Origin of the sequence: Brevundimonas sp., from assembly GCF_965227765.1 — a bacterium.
Lineage (GTDB): Bacteria > Pseudomonadota > Alphaproteobacteria > Caulobacterales > Caulobacteraceae > Brevundimonas.
Genome location: NZ_OZ245778.1, coordinates 720,091 through 740,021, shown reverse-complemented (window position 1 = coordinate 740,021; position 19,931 = coordinate 720,091). Strand labels below are relative to the sequence as shown.

Annotated in this window: 21 protein-coding genes and 1 tRNA gene; 15 read left to right on the top strand and 7 right to left on the bottom strand. The window is 67.4% G+C overall.

Annotated features, from left to right (window positions below; translation table 11 throughout):
* Positions 1-261: 261 nt before the first annotated feature.
* The 3 genes from ACO05L_RS03670 to ACO05L_RS03660 all read left to right on the top strand — a co-directional run bounded on the left by ACO05L_RS03670 (position 262) and on the right by ACO05L_RS03660 (position 1,783).
* Complete coding sequence (locus ACO05L_RS03670; protein ID WP_421731625.1) at positions 262-795, top strand: DUF2975 domain-containing protein; 534 nt, start codon at positions 262-264, stop codon at positions 793-795.
* 124 nt (positions 796-919) lie between these two features.
* Positions 920-1,159 (top strand): helix-turn-helix domain-containing protein, encoded by a 240-nt coding sequence (locus tag ACO05L_RS03665; protein WP_421730818.1) that lies wholly within the window; start codon positions 920-922, stop codon positions 1,157-1,159.
* 12 nt (positions 1,160-1,171) lie between these two features.
* Positions 1,172-1,783 carry a Smr/MutS family protein gene (locus tag ACO05L_RS03660; RefSeq protein WP_421730817.1) on the top strand — a complete coding sequence of 204 codons (612 nt, stop codon included), beginning with the start codon at positions 1,172-1,174 and terminating at the stop codon, positions 1,781-1,783.
* Between the two features lie 10 nt (positions 1,784-1,793).
* On the opposite strand, the gene ACO05L_RS03655 is transcribed toward ACO05L_RS03660, so the two are convergent.
* Positions 1,794-2,810, bottom strand: coding sequence for an adenosine kinase (locus ACO05L_RS03655; protein WP_421730816.1), 1,017 nt, complete (start codon positions 2,808-2,810; stop codon positions 1,794-1,796).
* A 147-nt stretch (positions 2,811-2,957) separates the two neighbouring features.
* On the opposite strand from ACO05L_RS03655, the gene ACO05L_RS03650 reads away from it, so the two are divergent.
* Complete coding sequence (locus ACO05L_RS03650; RefSeq protein WP_421730815.1) at positions 2,958-3,830, top strand: ATP-grasp domain-containing protein; 873 nt, start codon at positions 2,958-2,960, stop codon at positions 3,828-3,830.
* A gap of 6 nt (positions 3,831-3,836) precedes the next feature.
* On the opposite strand, the gene nth is transcribed toward ACO05L_RS03650, so the two are convergent.
* Positions 3,837-4,565 carry an endonuclease III gene (gene nth, locus ACO05L_RS03645; protein WP_421731624.1) on the bottom strand — a complete coding sequence of 243 codons (729 nt, stop codon included), beginning with the start codon at positions 4,563-4,565 and terminating at the stop codon, positions 3,837-3,839.
* Between the two features lie 125 nt (positions 4,566-4,690).
* Here nth and ACO05L_RS03640 point away from each other — a divergent pair, with 125 nt between their 5' ends.
* Positions 4,691-5,104 (top strand): hypothetical protein, encoded by a 414-nt coding sequence (locus ACO05L_RS03640; RefSeq protein ID WP_421730814.1) that lies wholly within the window; start codon positions 4,691-4,693, stop codon positions 5,102-5,104.
* Here the strand turns inward: ACO05L_RS03640 and ACO05L_RS03635 are convergent.
* Positions 5,094-6,416 carry a flavin monoamine oxidase family protein gene (locus ACO05L_RS03635; protein WP_421730813.1) on the bottom strand — a complete coding sequence of 441 codons (1,323 nt, stop codon included), beginning with the start codon at positions 6,414-6,416 and terminating at the stop codon, positions 5,094-5,096. The genes ACO05L_RS03640 and ACO05L_RS03635 overlap by 11 nt on opposite strands.
* Positions 6,417-6,541: 125 nt before the next feature.
* Here ACO05L_RS03635 and ACO05L_RS03630 point away from each other — a divergent pair, with 125 nt between their 5' ends.
* The 5 genes from ACO05L_RS03630 to ACO05L_RS03610 are packed head-to-tail and all read left to right on the top strand — an operon-like array spanning position 6,542 to position 11,227.
* Positions 6,542-7,669: an HlyD family secretion protein gene (locus ACO05L_RS03630; RefSeq protein WP_421730812.1), complete on the top strand. Its 1,128-nt coding sequence runs from the start codon at positions 6,542-6,544 to the stop codon at positions 7,667-7,669.
* Positions 7,666-9,285, top strand: a complete 1,620-nt coding sequence (locus ACO05L_RS03625) for a DHA2 family efflux MFS transporter permease subunit (RefSeq protein WP_421730811.1) — start codon at positions 7,666-7,668, stop codon at positions 9,283-9,285. Before ACO05L_RS03630 ends, ACO05L_RS03625 begins: the two co-directional genes overlap by 4 nt.
* A gap of 13 nt (positions 9,286-9,298) precedes the next feature.
* Positions 9,299-9,892 carry a TetR/AcrR family transcriptional regulator gene (locus ACO05L_RS03620; protein WP_421730810.1) on the top strand — a complete coding sequence of 198 codons (594 nt, stop codon included), beginning with the start codon at positions 9,299-9,301 and terminating at the stop codon, positions 9,890-9,892.
* 43 nt (positions 9,893-9,935) lie between these two features.
* A complete protein-coding gene (locus ACO05L_RS03615) occupies positions 9,936-10,688 on the top strand; it encodes a creatininase family protein (protein ID WP_421730809.1) in 753 nt (250 codons plus the stop codon).
* Between the two features lie 26 nt (positions 10,689-10,714).
* Positions 10,715-11,227 carry a phasin family protein gene (locus ACO05L_RS03610; protein WP_421730808.1) on the top strand — a complete coding sequence of 171 codons (513 nt, stop codon included), beginning with the start codon at positions 10,715-10,717 and terminating at the stop codon, positions 11,225-11,227.
* A 6-nt stretch (positions 11,228-11,233) separates the two neighbouring features.
* Here ACO05L_RS03610 and ACO05L_RS03605 read toward each other — a convergent pair whose 3' ends face one another.
* From ACO05L_RS03605 to tsaD, 3 genes are read right to left on the bottom strand one after another with little or no spacing between them, the layout of a single operon-like run.
* Positions 11,234-11,626, bottom strand: coding sequence for a Rieske (2Fe-2S) protein (locus tag ACO05L_RS03605; RefSeq protein ID WP_421730807.1), 393 nt, complete (start codon positions 11,624-11,626; stop codon positions 11,234-11,236).
* Positions 11,626-12,624: an NAD(P)H-dependent glycerol-3-phosphate dehydrogenase gene (locus ACO05L_RS03600; protein WP_421730806.1), complete on the bottom strand. Its 999-nt coding sequence runs from the start codon at positions 12,622-12,624 to the stop codon at positions 11,626-11,628. Before ACO05L_RS03600 ends, ACO05L_RS03605 begins: the two co-directional genes overlap by 1 nt.
* A 58-nt stretch (positions 12,625-12,682) precedes the next feature.
* The gene (tsaD, locus tag ACO05L_RS03595) at positions 12,683-13,891 is read right to left on the bottom strand and encodes a tRNA (adenosine(37)-N6)-threonylcarbamoyltransferase complex transferase subunit TsaD (RefSeq protein WP_421730805.1); all 1,209 of its coding nucleotides are present in this window, start codon (positions 13,889-13,891) and stop codon (positions 12,683-12,685) included.
* Between tsaD and hemC the strand changes: the two genes are divergently transcribed.
* The 5 genes from hemC to ACO05L_RS03570 all read left to right on the top strand — a co-directional run bounded on the left by hemC (position 13,890) and on the right by ACO05L_RS03570 (position 17,775).
* A complete protein-coding gene (hemC, locus tag ACO05L_RS03590) occupies positions 13,890-14,870 on the top strand; it encodes a hydroxymethylbilane synthase (RefSeq protein WP_421730804.1) in 981 nt (326 codons plus the stop codon). The two genes, tsaD and hemC, sit on opposite strands and share 2 nt — an antisense overlap.
* A 113-nt stretch (positions 14,871-14,983) precedes the next feature.
* A complete protein-coding gene (locus tag ACO05L_RS03585; RefSeq protein ID WP_421730803.1) occupies positions 14,984-15,589 on the top strand; it encodes a uroporphyrinogen-III synthase in 606 nt (201 codons plus the stop codon).
* 161 nt (positions 15,590-15,750) lie between these two features.
* A tRNA-Thr gene (locus ACO05L_RS03580) sits at positions 15,751-15,826 on the top strand.
* A 425-nt stretch (positions 15,827-16,251) separates the two neighbouring features.
* Entirely contained in the window at positions 16,252-16,863 is a 612-nt protein-coding gene (locus tag ACO05L_RS03575; RefSeq protein ID WP_421731623.1) for a site-specific integrase, read from the top strand.
* 435 nt (positions 16,864-17,298) lie between these two features.
* A complete protein-coding gene (locus ACO05L_RS03570; RefSeq protein WP_421730802.1) occupies positions 17,299-17,775 on the top strand; it encodes a thermonuclease family protein in 477 nt (158 codons plus the stop codon).
* A 268-nt stretch (positions 17,776-18,043) separates the two neighbouring features.
* Here the strand turns inward: ACO05L_RS03570 and ACO05L_RS03565 are convergent, their stop codons facing one another.
* Positions 18,044-19,657, bottom strand: a complete 1,614-nt coding sequence (locus ACO05L_RS03565; RefSeq protein ID WP_421730801.1) for a GmrSD restriction endonuclease domain-containing protein — start codon at positions 19,655-19,657, stop codon at positions 18,044-18,046.
* Positions 19,658-19,931 lie beyond the last annotated feature (274 nt).

The window sequence follows — 19,931 nt, the reverse complement described above, 5'->3', positions numbered from 1 at the left end:
CGACCGGAATCCGCTTTCCGACCGCTCCACCGGGTATCCGCTGTTCAAGAGGCTTTGACGAGACCCATGAAGACCGCGAAAAGTAAGACCGCGTCGGGATCCGCCGGATCCCGCGCGGCGATCGCGCCCGCTTCGACCCGGATCTCTGCTCCCCCCGCCCTGGACACCCAGACCCCTCTCATGCGCTTTCCCAACCTGACCCGGTCGATCTTGAGCAGGCCACGCCTGCCCGACCTGCCGCTGTCGCGGTTGAAAGGCTCCGTGCGCACCCTCGGTCCCGGCTCGGTGTCCAGCCTGCTGAAGATCGCCCTGGACGTAGCCTACTGGCTGCTTGTGGTGGTCACCCTGCTTCTGCTGATTGGCTTCGTGGCGGCCATCTTCGTACCCCTGACTGATCTCAACGTCACCGTTTCGGATTCCGGCGGCGGGCGTCAGCAGCCTCTGACCCGCCCCCTGCTGCTGTTTGGCGTCGGCGCCCTGGCCGCCTGGTTCGGCGGCTTCCTGCTGATCCTCAGCAACCTGCGCAAGATCTTCCGCAGCCTGACCCTGGGCGACCCGTTCCAGCCCGACAATGTGCGCCGCCTGCGCGCCATCGGCGTCATCCTGGCCGTCGTCACCGGCGGCGTCTGGGTGGCTCAGGGCCTGATCGCCGCCCGGCTGGCGCCCGGCATCATGAACAGCCAGGGCCTGGGCGAGCTTCTGACCCCCGTCTTCTCGGTTCTGGTGGTCTTTGTCCTGGCCGAGGTGTTCCGCGAGGGCGCCCGGCTGCGCCGCGAGTCTGAACTGACCATCTGATGACAGCCCTGCACAGACGACCTGCCCTGCACAGACCTGCCCTGCCGTCGCCCTCTCCCTATTTCACGGACTCTGAAGTAGAGAGCCCCCGCGCCGCGACCGTCGGCGCCCCCTAGGACCCCTCATGGCCATCCGCATCCAGCTCGACCGCATCCTGCTCGAACGGCGCATGTCGCTGACCGAGCTGGCCGACCGCGTCGGCGTCACCCTGGCCAATCTGTCGATCCTCAAGACCGGCAAGGCGCGCGCCATCCGCTTCTCGACGCTGGACGCCCTGTGCCGCGAGCTGGACTGCCAGCCGGGCGACCTGCTGGCCCACGAACCCGGTCCGCAACAGTCGGGCGGCGACGCCGACGCGGCCTGACGGAGAGGGGCCATGAAGAAGGGGCCTCGCGACCTGACGCCGGACGACCGCCGCATCTGGGCGCGCGTGTCCGGCAGCGTCACCCCGCCCAAGACGCGCAAGGCCGCCCGCGTCACGCCCGTGGGAACCCTGGGCGGCGCGCCCATCGCGGATCCGGTTGCGACCGTCGATGCCCCGCTGAAATCCTCGCCCCCGAAATCTTCAGCGAAGCCGCCGCGTCCGACCCCTCGCGCCAACCCGACGCCGATCGCCGCGCCCCCTTCGCCGAGCAAACCGGCGCCCCGCACCCCCGGCCGCCGTCCGCCCGAGGAACTTGAGCCCCGACGCCACAGACGCCTGTCGCGCGAGCGTGATCCGATCGAGGCGCGCATCGACCTCCACGGCTTTGGCCGGTTCGAGGCCGAGGATCAGCTGCGCGCCTTCCTGGGCGGCTGTCAGGCGCGCGGGATGCGGTCGGTGCTGGTGATCACCGGCCAGGGACGGCTGGGCGGCGGCGTCATCCGCGCCTCGGTCCACGAATGGCTTCAGGCCCCGGCCCTGCGCAGCGTGGTCTCGGGCTTCGCGGTCTCGCACCGCCGCCATGGCGGCGACGGCGCCATCTATGTGACGCTCAAGCCCCGCTAGGCCTTCGCCATCAGGCGTTCAGCGTCAGGCCGTGCTGCTCGGCCAGGTCCGACAGGCTGACCGCCGGGCGCGGGCCCCAGTGGGCGATGACCTCGGACGCGGCCAGCGAGCCCAGCTTGCCAGACTGCTCCAGCGTCAAACCGCGCGCCACGCCCAGCAGGAAGCCCGCTGCATACTGATCGCCGGCGCCCGTGGTATCGACCACCTTGTCGACCGGATAGGCGGCGACCGAGACCCGCTCGTCGCCGCGCAGGATGACCGAGCCGTGCTCGCCGCGCGTGATGGCCGCCAGCTCGACCATGGCCGCCAGCTTGGCCGCGCCCGCGTCGAAATCCTCGACCTCGAACAGGGCCGCCAGCTCGCCTTCGTTGGCCAGGACGATGTCGGCCGAGGCGGCGATGAATTCCAGCAGTTCGGTCCGCCAGCGGGCGACGACGAAGGTGTCCGACAGGGTGATGGCGACCTTGCGACCGGCCTTGTGTGCGGCGGCGGCGGCGGCCTCGAAGGCGGCGCGGGCCGGGGCCGGATCGAACAGATAGCCTTCCAGATAGACGATGGCGCTGTCGCCGATCACGTCCGCGTCGATGTCCTCGACGCCCAGCTGGTTGGCGGCGCCCAGGAAGGTGCACATGGTGCGCTGGCCGTCAGGGGTGACGTTGATCATGCAGACGCCGGTGGCGGCGCCGTCCACCAGGGGGGCGGTGTCGAAATGCACGCCCGAGGCGCGGATGTCGTGGCTGAAGACCTTGCCCAGGGTGTCGGGCGCGACCTTGCCAATATAGGCGGCGCGACCGCCGAACGATCCCACGCCCGCCACCGTATTGCCCGCCGATCCGCCCGAGGCCTCGACCCCCGGCGCCATGGCGGCGTACAGGGCGGCCGACTGGTCCTGATCGACCAGCTGCATCGAACCGGGCGTCAGGGACTGGCCGCTCAGGAAGGCGTCGTCGCACGGGCTGAGCACATCGACGATGGCGTTGCCGACGGCGCAGACGTCGAAGCGGGCGGATGCAGAGTTCTGGGTCATATCGCCCCTTAGCCGAGCGGGCGGCGTGCGTCACCGGAAATCCATAAGGATATGCTTATGTGTTTCGACAGATCGTCTGCTGTAGGGGACTGCGCTCGAACAGCTAGCGACCGCGTCGCAAGCCTTAGCGCCCAAGATGAGCCTGCCATGACCCGTATCGCCCTCCTGACCCCCGACCCCGCCGATCCCTCCTATGCCGGTCAGTGGCCCGGCGTACTGGAGCGTTTGCAGGCCTGTCTGGCGCTGGAGGGGATCGAGGCCGACGCCACCCCCTGGACCGAGCACGCCGACGACGCCGGGCGTCTGGCCGCCTATCCTCTGGTCCTGCCCCTGATCGTCTGGGGCTATCACCGCGACCATGCCCGCTGGATCGCGGCCACTTCCCTGTGGGCCGAGGCGGGGGTGAAGATCGCCAATCCGGCGACGGTGCTGGGCTGGAACTCCGACAAGGCCTATCTGCGCCGACTGGCCGAAAAGGGCGTGCCCATCGCCCCCACCGTCTGGGCGAACGCCCCGAGCCAGGCCGACGTGGACGCCGCCTTCGCCCAGTTCAGTACCGACCAGCTGGTGGTCAAGCCGACCGTCTCGGCCGGCGCCTACCGCACCCTGCGCCTGTCGCCCGGCCAGGCCGTGATCGACGCCCCGCCCGGCCCGGCGATGATCCAGCCCTATCTGGCGACCATCGAGACCGAGGGCGAAACCAGCCTGTTGTTCTTTGGCGGCCGGTTCAGCCATGCGGTGAACAAGCGCCCCGTCAACGGCGACTTCCGCATCCAGGTCCAGTTCGGCGGAACCTACGAAACCGTCGCTCCGCCCGCCGCCTGCATGGCCCTGGCCGAACAGGTCCTCGCCGCCATCGACGAGCCCCTGCTCTACGCCCGCATCGACATGGCGCCGGACACGGACGGACACTGGCTCTTGATGGAGGCCGAGCTGATCGAACCCGACTTCTATCTGAACAACGACCCGACGAAGGGCGCAGGGTTCGCCAAGGCGGTCAGGGCGATGCTGACGGCCTAGCCAGCCCTAGACCCCCGCCATCAACCCCGCTCGCGAGGGGCAGAGGTCACTGATCACGCAGCCCGGACAGTTGGGCTTCCTGGCCGTGCAGGTATAGCGGCCGTGCAGGATCAGCCAGTGGTGGGCCTTGGGCAGGAAGGCTTCGGGCACGACCTTGAACAGCTGGGCCTCGACCTTGTCGGGGGTCGCTGCGTTGGCCAGGCCCAGTCGGTGCGAGACGCGAAAGACGTGGGTGTCCACCGCGATGGCGGCCTCGATGCCCAGTTCGTTCAGCACCACGCTGGCGGTCTTTCGCCCCACGCCAGGCAGGGCCTGTAGCCCCTCGCGGGTCAGGGGGACCTCGCCGCCATACTGTTCCTGAACGATGCGGCTGAGCGCGATGACGTTCCTGGCCTTGCCGCGATACAGGCCGATGGAGGCGATGAAGGGGACCAATCCCTCTTCCCCCAGGGCCAGCATCTTCGCCGGAGTGTCGGCGACCTTGAACAGCCTGTCGGTCGCCTTGTTGACCGAGACGTCCGTCGCCTGGGCCGACAGGGCGACGGCGACCACCAGCGTATAGGGGTTGTGAAACGTCAGCTCGGTCTTGGGCTCGGGCATGATCCGGGCCAGCCGCTCGAAGATGTCTTCGACCCGATCCTCGTCGGGGGGCCAACCCCAGGTCGGGATCGCCGCGCCGGTCATGATCGACGGGCGTTTGGGGGCAAGGGGCTTTCGGGCCGACGGTTTCAGCATCTTGGGTTTCACGGATCGAGCCATCCCCGCGCTTGTCGCCCGTCCGGCGTCACAGCGAAAGAGGCCGCGCAATCGGGATGAAAGATCGGCGTTGCGCCAGACGCTGCGAGGCGTAACCTCGGCCCATGAAAATAGGTCAGATCGCCTGGACAACGGCCCGGGTCCTGTTCGGGATCTTCTTCATCTATTCGCCGATCATGGTGATCGTGAAGTTCGGCGGCCATCATCCGCCCGAGGCCCTGCCCGCCGCCGCCCAGTTCACCCAGGCGCTGGACGCCACCGGCTTCATGACGCCCGCCCTGATCGTCGCCCTGTTCATTGGCGGGGTCGCCATGCTGTTCGACCGCACGGCGCCGGTCGGGCTGATCCTGCTGGGCGCGCCAGTCTTCACCATCGCGGGCTTCCACTGGTTCCTGACCCACAACTATGTCTGGGGCAGCATCTGGCCGGTCTGGTTCGCGCTGCTGGCCTGGCGTTACCGCGCCGTCTTCGCCCGGCTGATCGAGCGCCGCCCGCCGGTTCCCGCCCCTATTCCGTAGGACGCGGTTCCGAATCCCAGCGGTCCAGCCCCAGGGCCGCAATCGCCTCGACCGCCGCTCTCTCGCCCTCCATCCAGGCCCCGTGGACCGTGCCGTAGAAGGCGTCTGCGGTGGCCTCGCCCGCGATGAAGATGCGGTTCTCGACCGGCTGTTTCAGCCGTGCCCGGTCGCCCGCATGGCCGGGCAGACAGTGGGAATAGGCTCCGCGCGACCAGGGCTCCGCCCCCCACATCGAGGTCGCGACGGGCGTCAGGCGTTTCCTGAAATCCGAGCCCAGCAGACCGACCATCTCGCCCACCGCGAAGTCGAAGAAGGCGGCCTCGCCCTCGGCTTCCAGCCCCCAGGCCAGGTCCGCGCCGAAATAGCCTTCGATCATCGGCCGCCCGAACGGCCTCAGGTGATAGGCGCCGGTCTGGGCCGTGTCGGTGCGGCCCCACAGCTGGCTGTCGGCGGCGAAGTCCGCAGCTCCCGTCACCGTCATGTGCAGCTTTGTCGCCAGTCCCAGGGGTACGCCCGCCGCCGCCTCGGCCAGTGCGGGCAGAGGCGGATCGAACCGGATGGCCTCGGCGGCCAGCAGGCTGGTCGGCACGGTCAGGATCACCACCCGCGCCTCGACCACGCCCCCCTGGCTGTGGACGACCAGCCGCGCCCCGGTCCGGTCGATCCGCATGACCGGACAGTCCAGCACCACCGGCGCGTCCCGGCCAAGGTGCGACACCAGTCGGCCATAGCCCTCGCCCACCCGCCAGTTGACCCCGGTGTCGCGATAGGCGTCGTAGTCGGCGCTGGAGACCTGATCGAAACGCGCGCCGTTCAGGGCGCCGCAGACGGCGTCCATCCGGGCGTTCCAGCGGCCCTCGTCGCTGTCGGCGGCGGCGAACAGGTCGGAGGCCGGGCGGTCCTGCCCCTCGGCGACCGAGGCCGTGACCCGTTCGTCGAAGGCCTCGAACGCGGCGCCGAACGCGGCCATGTCCTTGTCGCTGAGGCCCAGGTTAAGCGCGGCCGAGCGCCACGGCGGGGGCGTCTCGTCGATGGTGAAGCCGGCGGCGCGGCCCATGGCCTGCATGATGTTCTCGTCGGCCGAATGCAGCCAGCCCGCCCCCATGTCGAGGCCGACCTCCAGACTGCCGCCGCGATGGCGGGTCAGCCGGTGCGGAACCGTGTGCGCCCGCCCGCCGATGCGGTCGCGGGCCTCCAGCACGACGACGGACAGGTGGGTCGCCGCCAGCCGGCGCGCGGCGGCCAGGCCCGCAGCCCCGGCTCCGATCACGACGACATCGACGTCTGCTGGCAGGAAACTGATGCGGGTCATGGAGCGTAAAACACGCGGAAACATGACGTGTTCATTGCGTCGCACAAGTCGTTATTGATTTTTGGACGATCTAGTCCATTTTACAGCCCGTTCTTCCCCGAACCCTGATCCGAGCCCGACCGACCATGGCCCTCTCCCCCACCGTCAAAAAACGCCTGCCGCTGATCGCCGCAGGGGTCGTCCTGATCGTCCTCATCATCGGCGGCTTCATCTGGTGGCAGGGCAAGCAGCGCTGGGAGGCGACCGACAACGCCTTCGTCCAGGCCGACACCACCCTGGTCAGCCCCCAGATCGAGGGCTACGTCAAAGAGGTGCTGGTCAGCGACAACCAGCGCGTCGAACCCGGTCAGGTCCTGGTCCGGCTGGACGACGCCGACGCCCGCGCCGCCCTGATGGCGGCCGAGGCCAACCTGGCCGCCCTGCTGGCCGCCGTCGACAATGTCGACGCCCGCGCCGCCCAGGAGCAGGCCATGGTCGCCTCCCGCGCCGCCGGGGTGCAGCAGGCCCAGGCCCAGGCCGGTCTGGCCCGCGCCCAGGTCGACCGCTACGGCAAGCTGGCTGAACAGGGCTGGGTTTCGCAGCAACGCATCCAGACCGAACAGGCCGGCGCCGCATCGGCCTCCGCCACTGTGGCTCAGGCCCAGGCCGCCCTGGTCGCCGAACAGCGCACCGCCGCCGTCCTCGGCTCGACCCGCAACCAGTCGGTCGCCGCCGTCGATCAGGCCCGCGCCCAGGTCGAGGCCGCCCGCATCAACCTGGACCGCACGGTGATCCGCGCCGCCACATCCGGCGTCGTCGGCGCCCGCGGCGTGCGCCCCGGCCAGTATGTCCGCCCCGGCGGGCAGCTGCTGTCGATCGTGCCCCTGGGCGACACCTATATCGTGGCCAACTTCAAGGAGACCCAGCTGGATCGCCTGCGTCTGGGCCAGACGGTAGAGATCAGCGCCGACGCCTTTCCCGGCCAGCACCTGACCGGCCGCATCGACAGCTTCGCCCCCGCCACCGGCTCGCAGTTCGCCCTGATCCCGGTCGAGAACGCGACGGGCAACTTCACCAAGATCACCCAGCGCGTGCCTGTCCGCATCGTCGTCGATCATGCTGCAGGCGGCGCCGCCCTGCGACCCGGCCTGTCGGTCGAGGTCAAGGTGGACCTCAAGAGCGAGGGCACGACCAGCTTCGCCGAGTCGGCTTTGGGCCAGACGCGCCTGGCCGACGCCAACACCGCGGCCACCCAGACCGTGGCGACCCAGTGACAGCCGCCGCGCCCCCTGCGGGGGGCGACGTCGCCACGGTCGGCGCGCCGCCTTCTGATCCGCCCCAAGATCAGGCCAAGATCAACTGGACCTTCCTGCTGCTGGGTTTCGCCGGGATGGTCATCGGCCAGTTCATGGCCATTCTCGACATCCAGATCGTCGCCGCCAGCCTGCCCCAGATCCAGGCCGGCATCGGCGCCTCGGCCGATGAGATCAGCTGGATCCAGACGGCCTATCTGATCCCCGAGGTCGTGATGATCCCCCTGTCGGGATACCTGTCGCGCCTGTGGGGCACCCAGAAGGTCTTCCTCGTTTCCTGCTCGGGCTTCCTTTTGATGAGCGTGGCGACGGGACTGTCGAACTCCATCGACATGATGATCTTCTTCCGCGCCCTTCAGGGCTTCGTCGGCGGAGCCATGATCCCGACCGTCTTCGCCGTGGCCTTCACCGCCTTCCCGCCGGACAAGCGGATCACCGCCTCCATCGTCATGGGCCTGATCGTCACCCTGGCGCCCACCGTCGGCCCGACCCTGGGCGGTCACCTGACCGAGTGGCTCAGCTGGCGCTGGCTGTTCTTCATCAACGTCGTGCCCGGCATGCTGGTGCTGTTCCTGGTCGGCCGCTACGCCAATTTCGACAAGGGCGATCCCTCGCTGAAGGTCGGGTTCGACTGGTGGGGACTGGCCCTGATGGCCGTCTTCTTGATGAGCCTGCAATTCGTGCTGGAAGAAGGGTCCAAGGACGACTGGTTCGCCGACGACATGATCCTGTTGCTCAGCGTGATCGCCGCCATCACCGGCCCGGCCTTCGTCTGGCGGTCGCTGGCCTATCGCAATCCGATCGTCGAACTGCGCGCCTTCACCAATCGCAACTTCATGGTCGGGGTGGTGATGACCTTCACCGTCGGCGCCGCCCTGTTCGGCGGCACCTTCCTGCTGCCATTGTTCCTGGCGCGGGTGCGCGACTATTCGCCGGCCGAGGTCGGCACCACCATGATCGTCTCGGGTCTGGCCATGTTCGCCACCGCCCCCTTCGCAGGAAGGCTGGTGCGCAAGGTCGACGTCCGCCTCTTGATGTTCGGCGGCTTCATGATGGCGGCCTGGGGCATGTGGGACGCCCATGCGGTCACCACCGAATGGGGCTTCTGGCAGTTCGCAGGCGTGCAGGCGATGCGCGGCTCGGGCGTCATGATCGCCATGATCGCCTCGCAGCAGGTGACCATGTCCACCCTGCCGCCGCATATGGTCAAGAACGCCTCGGGCCTGGTGAACCTGTTCAGGAACGTGGGCGGCGCCTTTGGCCTGGCCTTCCTCAACACCTCGCTGACCACCAACACCGCCATCCACATGGGCGAGCTGACCTCAAGGATCAGCCAGACCAGCACCCAGATGACCGACATGCTGTCGGGGATGCAGTCGATGATGGCTTCGTCCATCAACCCAGAAGGCGCGGCGATGAAGGCCGTCTATGGCATCCTGCAGCGACAGGCGACGACCCTGGCCTTTGGCGACGCCTTCGCCATGCTGGCCATCGGCTGCGCCTTCGCCGCCTTCATCACCCTGCTGGCCAAGCCGGTGAAGCCGCAGGCCGGCGCGCCGCCGATGGACGCCCACTGATGGGCGTTCGCTGATGCCCAGGATCGCCGGCCAGATCGATCCGCGAAAGAGCGAGGCCATCCTGGCCTCGGCTGCGGTCCTGTTCGCCGAACGGGGCGGCGCCGTCACCATGGAAGAGATCGCGCGCCATGCGGGGGTGTCGAAACAGACCCTCTACAACCGCTTTCCCTCCAAGAGCGAGATCGCCCGCGCCCTGGCCAGCCGCCGCTCAGACGCCATCACCGCGCCGCTGCGCAGCGGGGGCGATCCCGAAACCGTGCTGACGGGCTTCGCAAAGGCGGTGCTGGACAAGATCTGCAGCCCGGCCAAGGGCGAGTCCATGCGCGGCGTCGCCCTGCTGGCCCCCGCCGCGCCGGATCTGGCCCAGGCCATCTACGACGGCGGCCCCGGCGAGAGCCTGCGTCGCCTGTCGGCCTGGCTGGCCGAACAGGATCGGCTTGGTCTCCTGTCGGTCCCCGATCCCGATATCGCGGCCGAGATGTTCACCGGCATGACCCTGGGCCACGGCCACCTGCGGACCTTCCTGGGCATCGCCCACCCGCAAAGGGACCACCAGGCCCGCGCCCGCGAGGCCGCGCGTCGTTTCATCAGGGCCTTCGCGGTCTGAGGCCGAGCCCCTATATGCGGTCGGTCCTGTTGCGGAGCCTTCCATGCTGATCCACCTGTCCTCCTGGCCCGAGATCGACGCCCGTATCGCGGGCGGCGCCAGGACCATCGTCGTGCCCATCGGCTCGAACGAGCAGCACGGCCCGACCGGCCTTCTGGGCACCGACTGGCTCTGCCCCGAGATCATCGCCCATGCCGCCGAGAAAACCGACGACAGCCTGATCGTGGCCCCCACCTTCAACATCGGCATGGCCCAGCATCACCTGGCCTTCGCCGGGACCATCTCGCTGCGCCCCTCCACCTTCATGGCCGCGATCACCGACTGGGTGCAGTCCCTGAGCCGCCACGGGTTCGAGCGGATCTATTTTCTGAATGGCCACGGCGGCAATGTCGCCACCATCGAGGCGACCTTCAGCCAGATCTACGCCGAGCTATCCTATGCCGGGACGCCCGCCCCCTTCGTGCTGAAGCTAAAGAACTGGTGGGAGCTGCCGGGCGTCATGAGCCTGTGCAACTCGCTGTTTCCGACCGGCCACGGCGCCCACGCTACCCCTTCCGAGATCGCCGTGACCCAGGCCGCCTATCCCGACCGCATCAAGACGGCGGAATATTCGCCCAAGATCGCCCCCAATGGTCCGATCCGCGACGCCCTGGACTACCGCGCCCGCTTCCCCGACGGCCGGATCGGCTCCGATCCCGCCCAGGCCAGCCCGCAGAAGGGCCAGCAGATCATCGACGCCGCAGCCCCCGGCCTGATCCGCGACGTGGCCGCCTTCACCAACGAAGTCTTGCCGTAGCGCCAACCGAGGCCCAAGCTCGCCCCATGACCGCCCAGACCCAGCTCGATCGTTTCCTGTCCGACACCCGCAAGGTCGGTCGAAACGCGCGGTCCGCCGCCTCCACCGCCACGGCGAGCGGCGAGATGATGCAGGCGGCCAGCGACGTCATCGCCGCCCGCCTTGAGATCCTGGCCGCCGGTCTGGCCAATCCGGCCAAGGCCGATCTGGCCGAGATGTCGCTGATGAGTTCGGAAAAGGTCGAGGCCCTGTCGGCCTCCGCCGCCACCCTGGCGGGCAATCTGGGCGACCTCGGCGCGCGCTTGTCGCAATCGGCCTCGGACGAGTTGGCCCTGGCGTCGAAGGCGGCGTCCTCGATGGCCCACGCCGCCAGCCCGGCCGCCTTCGCTGCGGTCCAGTACGACTACGCCATGGGTTGGTGGGGCCGCGCCGCCGGCCAGATGCTGATCCTGAACACCGAATGGCTCAAGGCCCAGGCCGACGCGCTCAAGCCCATCCACGACACCGCCGTCGCCAACGCCAAGCGCCTGAAGCGCTAGAGCAGGTCAGGCGGTGCGGATGATTCCGCCGCTGACCTGAACCGGCCAGGGCGTCAGCTTGCCGCCCGCGCAGGGGCCGCCGACGCATTTGCCGCTGATCGGCTCGAACACCGCCCCATGCCAGCCGCACAGGACCAGGCTCCCGTCCGGGGTCAGGTAGCGATCCATCTCGATGGCGATGGGAAATCCCGCATGGGGGCAGCGATCGACCCAGCCCGCCACCTCGCCGCCCTTTCGGACCACGAAGCCGTGGAAGAAGGCCTCGCCAATCTGCAGCACGAAGCCGCGCGACCCCGGATCGGCGATGTCGGCCTCGGCGCAGAGGGCGACATTGGCGGGGGTGGTCCAGACGCGCTTTCGCTCGGCGGCCAGGGCTTGCGGCTCTGCGGTTTCGGACACTATTCCCGCTCGACCTTCAGCGGACGCGACAGCAGGCCCTCGATCACCGCATCCACCGTGGTCTCGCCGGCCAGGACCGCCGCCACGGCCTCGCTGATCGGCGTCTCCACCCCCAGCCGCGCGGCCAGTTCGCGCACCGCGGGCGCGCTCTCATAGCCTTCAGCGACGGAACGTTTTCCCGCCAGGGCCTGCTCCACCGTCTGCCCCTGCCCCAGGGCCAGGCCCAGGCTCATGTTGCGCGATTGGGGGCTGGAACAGGTCAGCACCAGATCGCCCAGGCCGCACAGGCCCGCCACGGTCTCGGCCTGCCCCCCCATGGCCACGGCCAGCCGGGTCATTTCGGCGAAGCCGCGCGTGATCAGGGCCGCATGGGCGCTGCGGCCCAGGCCCCGGCCCTCGACGATGCCGCAGGCGATGGCCAGCACGTTCTTCAGCGCCCCGCCCGCCTCGGCCCCGATCAGGTCCGACGCCAGATAGGGCCGGAAGGCCGGACCCGACAGGGCCTCCATCAAGGCCTCGCCCAGTTCCGCGTCCTCGCAGGCCAGGGTCACCGCCGTCGGCAGGCCGCGCGACACGTCGGCGGCGAAGCTGGGGCCGGACAGCACGGCGACCGTGGCGTTCGGGATGGTCTCGGCCAGCACCTCGGTCATCATCTTCAGCGAGCCGCGCTCGATGCCCTTGGCGCACAGGATGATGGGAACGCCGGGCCGATAGTGGGGCGCAAAGGCCGTCATGACGCCACGCAGATGCTGGGCCGGCGGCACGGCCAAGATCAGGTCGCACCCGGCCAGGTCAGCCAAGTCGCCCGTCACCTTCACGCCCTCGTCCAGCTCGACGCCGGGCAGGAAGGCCTCGTTGACCCGGCGGGCGCGGATGCTCTCGATCACCTCGGGCTCGCGCGCCTGCAACAGGACGTCCAGCCCCGCCCTTGCCGCCACCTGAGCCAGGGCCGTGCCCCATGCGCCCGCGCCGATCACGCCTGCCGAACCGAAAGCCATCAAAACTCCATCTTTCGTCGCCTATCGCCCTGCTCGCGGAGCAGGCCTGCTTGAGGCTTTACGCCTTGGCGCCCTTGCGGCTCGCCGGATGCACAGGTTCGCTGAGCGCGCGCGCTTCGTCCAGCGGCCATCGCGGTCGCGCCGCCATGTCGATGTCCGACACCAGTCCGCGCTGCAACCGCTCGGCCCCGGCCAGGGCGATCATCGCGGCGTTGTCGGTGCAATAGGCCATGGGCGGCGCCAGGAAGCCGAAGCCGTGTTTGGCCGCCGTCGCCTCCAGCGTCCGCCGCACCGTCTTGTTGGCCGCCACCCCGCCCGCCACCACAAACAGACGGTGGTCATGGGTCTCGGCATAGGATTTCATCGCCCGCTCCGAGCGCTCGGACAGCTGGCGGGCGATGGCGTTCTGCACCGCATCGGCCAGGTCGGCCCGGTCCTGATCCGTCTCGCAGGTCTGGGCCAGACGCGAGGCCGCCGTCTTCAGCCCCGAAAAGGAAAAGTCGCAGTCCTTGCGTCCCAAGAGGGCGCGCGGCAGGTCGAAGCGCGAGCCATCTCCGCCCCATTCCTTGCTCTTGGCCGCCAGCCGCTCCAGCGCCGGTCCGCCGGGGTAACCCAGCCCCATGGCTTTGGCGATCTTGTCGAAGGCCTCGCCGGCCGCATCGTCGATGGTCGTCCCCAGCCGGCTCATGTCGCCGATGCCCCGCACCTCCAGCAGCTGACAGTGCCCGCCAGAGACCAGCAGCAGCAGGAAGGGGTATTCGACCCGCTCGCCCAGCCGCGCCGAGACCGCATGACCCTCCAGATGGTTGACCCCCACGAAGGGCAGACCCCGCGCCAGGGCCGCCGCCTTGCCAAAGCTCAGCCCCACCATGACCCCGCCGACCAGTCCCGGCCCCGCCGTCGCCGCCACGCCGCTCAGGCCCTTATAGCCCAGGCCCGCCTCGGCCATCGCCCGCTCGGTGACGCCGGCGATCATCTCCACATGACTGCGCGCGGCGATCTCGGGCACCACCCCGCCATAGGCCGCATGGTCGTCGATCTGGCTGTGCACCACCGACGACAGGACCGTCGCCGCGCCGTCCGGCGTCAGGCGCACGACCGAAGCCGCCGTCTCGTCGCAACTGGTCTCGATTCCCAGCACGATCAGGTCCGCCAAACCCGTCGCGTCGGGGGCCGTCTCGGTTGCCGCTGTCGGCTCGCTGCTATAGTCCGCACCCGTATTCATGGGGTCGAGGTAGCGACCCCGCAGGACCCGCGCAACGCCCATGTCTTTCCCCGCCGCCAAGGCCATCCGCATCGGCACCCGCCGCTCCATGCTGGCCCTGGCCCAGTCCGGCATGATGCAGCGCGCCATCGCCGACGCCATGGGCCTGTCGCTGGACAAGGTTCCCCTGGTCGAGATCGTCACCACCGGCGACCGGATCCAGGACCGGCGCCTGCTGGAAGTCGGCGGCAAGGCCCTGTTCACCAAGGAAATCGAAGAGGCCCTGCTGGACGGCCGCATCGACGTCGCCATCCACTCGATGAAGGATGTTCCCGCCGAACAGCCCCCCGGCCTGATGATCGCCGCCATCCCTGAGCGCGAGGACGCCACCGACGCCTTCATCTCCAGCCAGTATGAATCCTTTGACGCCCTGCCCGTTGGCGCGCGCCTGGGTACGGCATCCCTGCGTCGCCAGGCCCAGGCCTTGGCCCTGCGCCCCGACCTGAAGATCGAGATGCTGCGCGGCAATATCGACACCCGCCTGCGCCGTGAGGCCGAGGGCGAGTTCGACGCCATCCTTCTGGCCACCGCCGGGTTGAATCGGCTGGGTCGGTCCGAAGCCATCCGCGAGCGCTTGTCGCTCGACGCCTTCCTGCCCGCGCCGGGCCAGGGCGCCCTGGCCATCCAGACCCGCGAGGGCGAAAACAACGCCGCCTGGGTGCAGGCCCTGAACCACCCCATGACGGCCCTGGCCATCGCTGCCGAACGCGGCGCCATGACGGCGCTGGAGGGCTCCTGCCGCACCGCCGTGGGCGCCCACGCTACCTTCGGCGACGGCCATCTGCTGCTGACCACCGAGATGCTGAGCCCTGACGGTTCGGCCCGCTGGCGCCGGTCGGGGACCCTGGGCGACATCCACGCCGCCGACGCCGAGGCCGGCGCCCGGACGCTGGGCGAGACCCTGGGCGGTCAGGTCCACGCCATGGCCGGCGATCAACAGGTCAGCGATCAGCAAGTCAGCGATCAACAGGCCCAGCCCTGACCGAGGCCGCCACCCCCGCTCCGACCGGCAAGGAGCCGCGCGTCTGGATCACCCGCGCCCAGCCCGGCGCCGCGCGCACCGCCGCCCGCCTGACGGCGATGGGCTACCAGCCGGTGATCGCGCCGCTCCTGGCCATCCGCCCCCTGCCCCAGCCCGAACCCGACCTGACCGGCGTCACGGCCCTGGCCTTTACCAGTCCGAACGGCGTCGCCGCCTTCGCCGCCCTCAGCCCCGACCGCAGCCATCCCGTCCTGGCGGTCGGTGACGCCACCGCAGCCGCCGCCATCGACCAGGGCTTCACCGATGTCGCCTCCGCCGCCGGCGACCTGATCGCCCTGGCCGGCCTGATCCGCGCGCAAAACTTCCCTGCTGACGCCGTCGTCCTGAACATCGGCGCGCGCGAACCCGCCGGAGACCTGGCCCAAGCCGTCGGCCCGGCGCCCACAGTGCGCCGCCTGCCGGTCTATGAAGCCATGGAGACAGACATCCCGACGCCCGACGCCTGCGCCGCCGTCCTGATCCACTCGCCTCGCGCCGGCCGCGCCCTAGCGGCCCGCCTGGCCGCGACAGCCGGCGCCCCCGGCCTGTTCTGCATCGCCATTTCCGAAGCCGCGGCTGCGCCCCTGACGGCCCGCTCTGTCACCGCCGTGCACGCCGCACCGCACCCGGATGAAGACAGCCTGCTGGGAACGCTTGGCAAGGCCGTATCCCCCGTATAAAGAGCCCTCCTCCGCGCCGGGCCACGCCCGACGCTAGGGCCGCTTTAGCTCAGCTGGTAGAGCACATCATTCGTAAGTAGCGGGTCGCCCCCTATTTCCGTTGTGGTTCCAGTCAGTTGGGTTTGGGCGGTCAAGTCTAGTAGTGGAATAGTAGGGTTTAAGCCGCTTTAGCTCAGCTGGTAGAGCACATCATTCGTAATGATGGGGTCAGGTGTTCGAGTCACCTAAGCGGCACCACACTTCTCGGGGGAATTGAGCCTCCCGCTACCACCCCGCTGGAAGCTTCCGCTACCACATCGCTACCACGCGCCATTGCCAGCTTGGCGGCTGACCGCGCCCGCCACGCGCGCTCCGCCAATACTCGCCGTGCCTACGCATCGGACTGGCGCGATTTCGAAGCAGCCTGTCTGGCGCTGGGCCTGCCGTCCGAGCCGACGTCGGCAAGCGTGTCGATATACCTCGACCAACTCGCTCGACGCGGCGCGAAGGTTGCTACGATCCGCCGTCGGCTAGCATCCATCAACCATTGGCTTCGTACGGCTGGCAAAGCTCCGCTGTCTGTAAGAGAGGAGCCACTCGCATCTGTTCTACGGGGCATTCGGCGGGACATTGGCGCGCCCGCGTCATTGGCCCGGCCGATTGAAGTGACCGAGGTTCGAGAGATGGCGACTGAGTGCTCGAACTCCTTACGCGGCGTTCGCGACCGGGCCCTAATACTGCTTGGATTCGCGGGAGCCCTCCGCCGCTCTGAACTAGTAGGCCTGGATTGGACAAACGCGGGCACGGGTGGCGGATGGATCGAGGAGGCACCTCAAGGCCTCCGTCTGCACCTCCGTCGCTCCAAAACGAACCAACTGGGCGCTTTGGAGGAGGTTGCGATCTGCCGAGGCGCATTTGCATCGACCTGTCCTGTTGTCGCCCTGGAGGCGTGGCGTGGGCGAGCGGGCGGCGATGGGCCTGTGTTCCGATCCATCAGCAGGGCGGGCGCTTTAGGTGAACGCCTAACGGACGGCAGCGTGTCGCGCATTCTCAAGCAGCGGGCTTCTGCTGCAAGCTTGAGCGCCGGAGCAACGTCTGGGGAAGCTCTCGCTATCGCGAAATCAACATCGGGCCATTCTCTTCGTGCAGGTTTGGTGACCTCGGCCTTCGCAGCCGGCCTGACCGCGGAGGACGTGATGCGGCAGACTCGGCACCGCGACGTGCGCGTCCTTCTAGGTTATCGCCGCCATGCAACGGCGTTCGTGGGCAACGTAAGCGGGAGGGTCGGCCTATGATCATTCCGCTGACGATCCTCGCCATGCAAGTCGCAGCACCCGATGTTGAACTGCGAACCGCAAGTGTCGAGTGGGCCCGATGTGCGGAGAGAGCAGCGGTGTTTACAGCCAGGACGGCTGAGACAGCCGAGACTGCGAATGAGCTTGCCCTAGACCTATGTCCCACAGAGGCAATCGCCGTAAGCCATGCTCTGCAGCGTGCCTATTCCAACCCTGTGGTTCGCGCTGAAGAGGAAGACTTCTATAGAAGGGTTGCTGGAGCAAGAAGCCTGATCCGAATTCTGTTCGAGCGAACTTGTCCGTCCACCGAAATTGAGTGTGCGGCCTTCTTTAAGGATTCTGTCGGGATGGAGAGACCTTGATTGCCTTGCGAAAGACGCGGCTTCAGACCCCGATCTATCCGCTCGGCATGGACTAACCGCTGGCAGTGTTCTGATGATCGCCCTCCCTCCTGAACCGTCCGCCATCGTCGGCCGCGCCTCCGTCATCGACGGCGACACAATCGAAATCCACGGCCAGCGGATCCGCATCTGGGGGATCGACGCGCCGGAGGGTCGGCAGACCTGCACTAGGGGCCAGGAGACGTACCGGTGCGGCCAGGAAGCGGCTAACCAGCTCGCGGTCTACATCAGTGCCCAGCCGGTTACCTGCGAGCCGAAAGGCCGACCAGACCGCTACCGGCGCATTGTGGCCCGCTGCGAGGTGACTGCTCCGTGCGAAGACGCCGACTGCACCAATCCGACCTTCAGGCGCGACCTTGGCGGCTGGATGGTTGGATCAGGCTGGGCCGTCGACTTCCCGCGGTACAGCGACGGAGAGCACTCCGAACAGCAGTTCGACGCCCAGGAAGGGCGCAAGGGCATGTGGGCCGGGGAGTTTCAGATGCCTTGGGATTGGCGGGCGGCGAGGTGACCCGCTCTCTTGCCTTGATAGAGGCGGGCCGAAGTGTGGGCTGAGAGCAACAAGATCGCGCGATGCGGGAGGTGCTGTGTGTCGTCGGCCGCCGTCGAACTTATCGAACAGTGGCTGAGCTGTAATAACGGACAGGAAGCCCAACCCGTGCAAACCGACCCGAGGCAATCGGAGCGGATCTGTCAGGCCTTGCGCGATTTAGAAGCCGCTGGCGAACCAAGCCTCACCGGTGGTGAGGCCGCTCTGGCTAAGGTTCTGCGACCTCCGGTCAAGCACCGAGCGAATCCGACTTAGCTGACGCTTCCTTATAGGTGGTATTGCAATATGGATGGGTGACCTGAGCATTGCCAGAGTGCGCGCCGCCTCCGTCGGCCTTCCGCTCGACGTGATCAGTCGTCATGGAATTGCGATGGAGGAGGCCGTTGCAGATGCCGCAGCGGGCACCGCTTTGGACAAGTTCGCTCACGAACGCCGCAGACTTGGTGCTGCTGCTGAAGTTTCGCTTCGACGCCACGCTTTCTCGAATGGGGGCCGGGGTCGAAAAAAAGCGAAAACGGTGGTCCGTGACCATTCCCGATATAATCTCGTTCTCGCCCTTACCGGCCCACAGTCCTTCCAGCGCAAGCATCATAAAATCCTCGAGGGCCGGCCGACTTCTATGACCTGCACCTAGGTTTTTGACGATGAGCGTGAACGCCTCTTTGCGTGCGACAAGAAAGTCTTCGAACGCCCGTCGCACTCGCGTAAACTCGTTTAGTTGACCTTTGTCATGGAGCTTTTGAACGACCTGTAGGACGGCGAGGAAGGCAACCGGCTGAAACGCTCCGCCGCGAGTATAGAAGTACACCAAGGGATGCAGGCCGAGCGCGGCGGCTGAAGTCGTCGTTACCCGCTCCAGACGCTTTTGGACCGATTGCAGAAATTGCAGGGTCTTTGCACCATCGGCATCGACCATCAGCGGGTCCTTCGGGCCGATGCCATTTACCAGATTAACTAGTTCAAACACAAAAGGCAGAGAACTGTATCCCCGTCCGCCAACTGGCACGTCCGAACTCTTGATTGGCGATCCACCCATAGGGGGAAGATACAAGGCGTCATGAACTGCCTTGCCGACCCTCTCAATCTCCTGTTGAATCTCGAGAGGATACTCCGCCCAGTATTTGTGCCCTGCCCCACCCCTGTTGATGGCACGGGTCGCGATGGCCGTAGCCGAGCGCCTCCCTCTAAGAATCCGCTTCTCAATCGGATCTACCGGGGTCGGGGCCTGATTGATCTTGAAGAATGAATTCTCCGCGCCAATCGCATCACCCGCGGGCACCCACTGCGCAACGAACGCATTGGTGTTCATCATCCCCACACGCTCTCGGCTTTTCTCGTTCGCGTACTGCGTTTTGCTAGAGTCGACGTAGGATGCGTAGGTTCCAATGTTTGTCTCGACTAGCTTCCTGGTCTGTTCAGCCAACCTCTTCTGCTCTTCTGGCACCTGATTTTGAAAATAGTTCACAGATCGAGACTTGTCGCCGTAGTCATCATAAATCCACGCCAGCATCGCGCTCAGCCGATGGGCACCATCAATAACGAAAACATATTGGCCAGAGCGCCAAAGGATGACAGCTGGTATAAGATCGCCGTCGAGGAATGCCGCAACCAAATCTACGATCTTCTGCGGAGTCCAGTTGCTTGTCTCGCGCTGGAAGTCAGGCTTTCTAAGGCTCTGTGCGAAGAATTCTTCCCGCAGCATACCCATGCCTATCGTCCCGATTGGCTGTCCCTTGTGGGGGGCGGTTGGCGCCGCGAAATCTTCCCGCGGAATCAGGGCGTCCAAATTGACTCCGTTCGCCGCCATGCCGTCTGCTCCGCGCAACCTGTTCGAAACGGCCACGCTAGCGCTCTCCGCTGGGGAGTCGAGTTGCTTGGTGACGAGAAGTATAATGATGTCTGTCGATAACTAGAACAAAGAGCGAACATATCGCTTGCCGATCGGCCCCGTCCCGAGCCACAACGTTTGCCGGGTCGGTACATCGGAGAACGTAAATGAACGACGGACCCTTGGCCGCCATGTTGGCGGAGCTGGATGCGGAACTGGCGCAGCAGACCGATCCTTACCGCGTCGCACGACAGGTGCTAACTTGCCTTGAACGGCGGGCGCCGCAAGC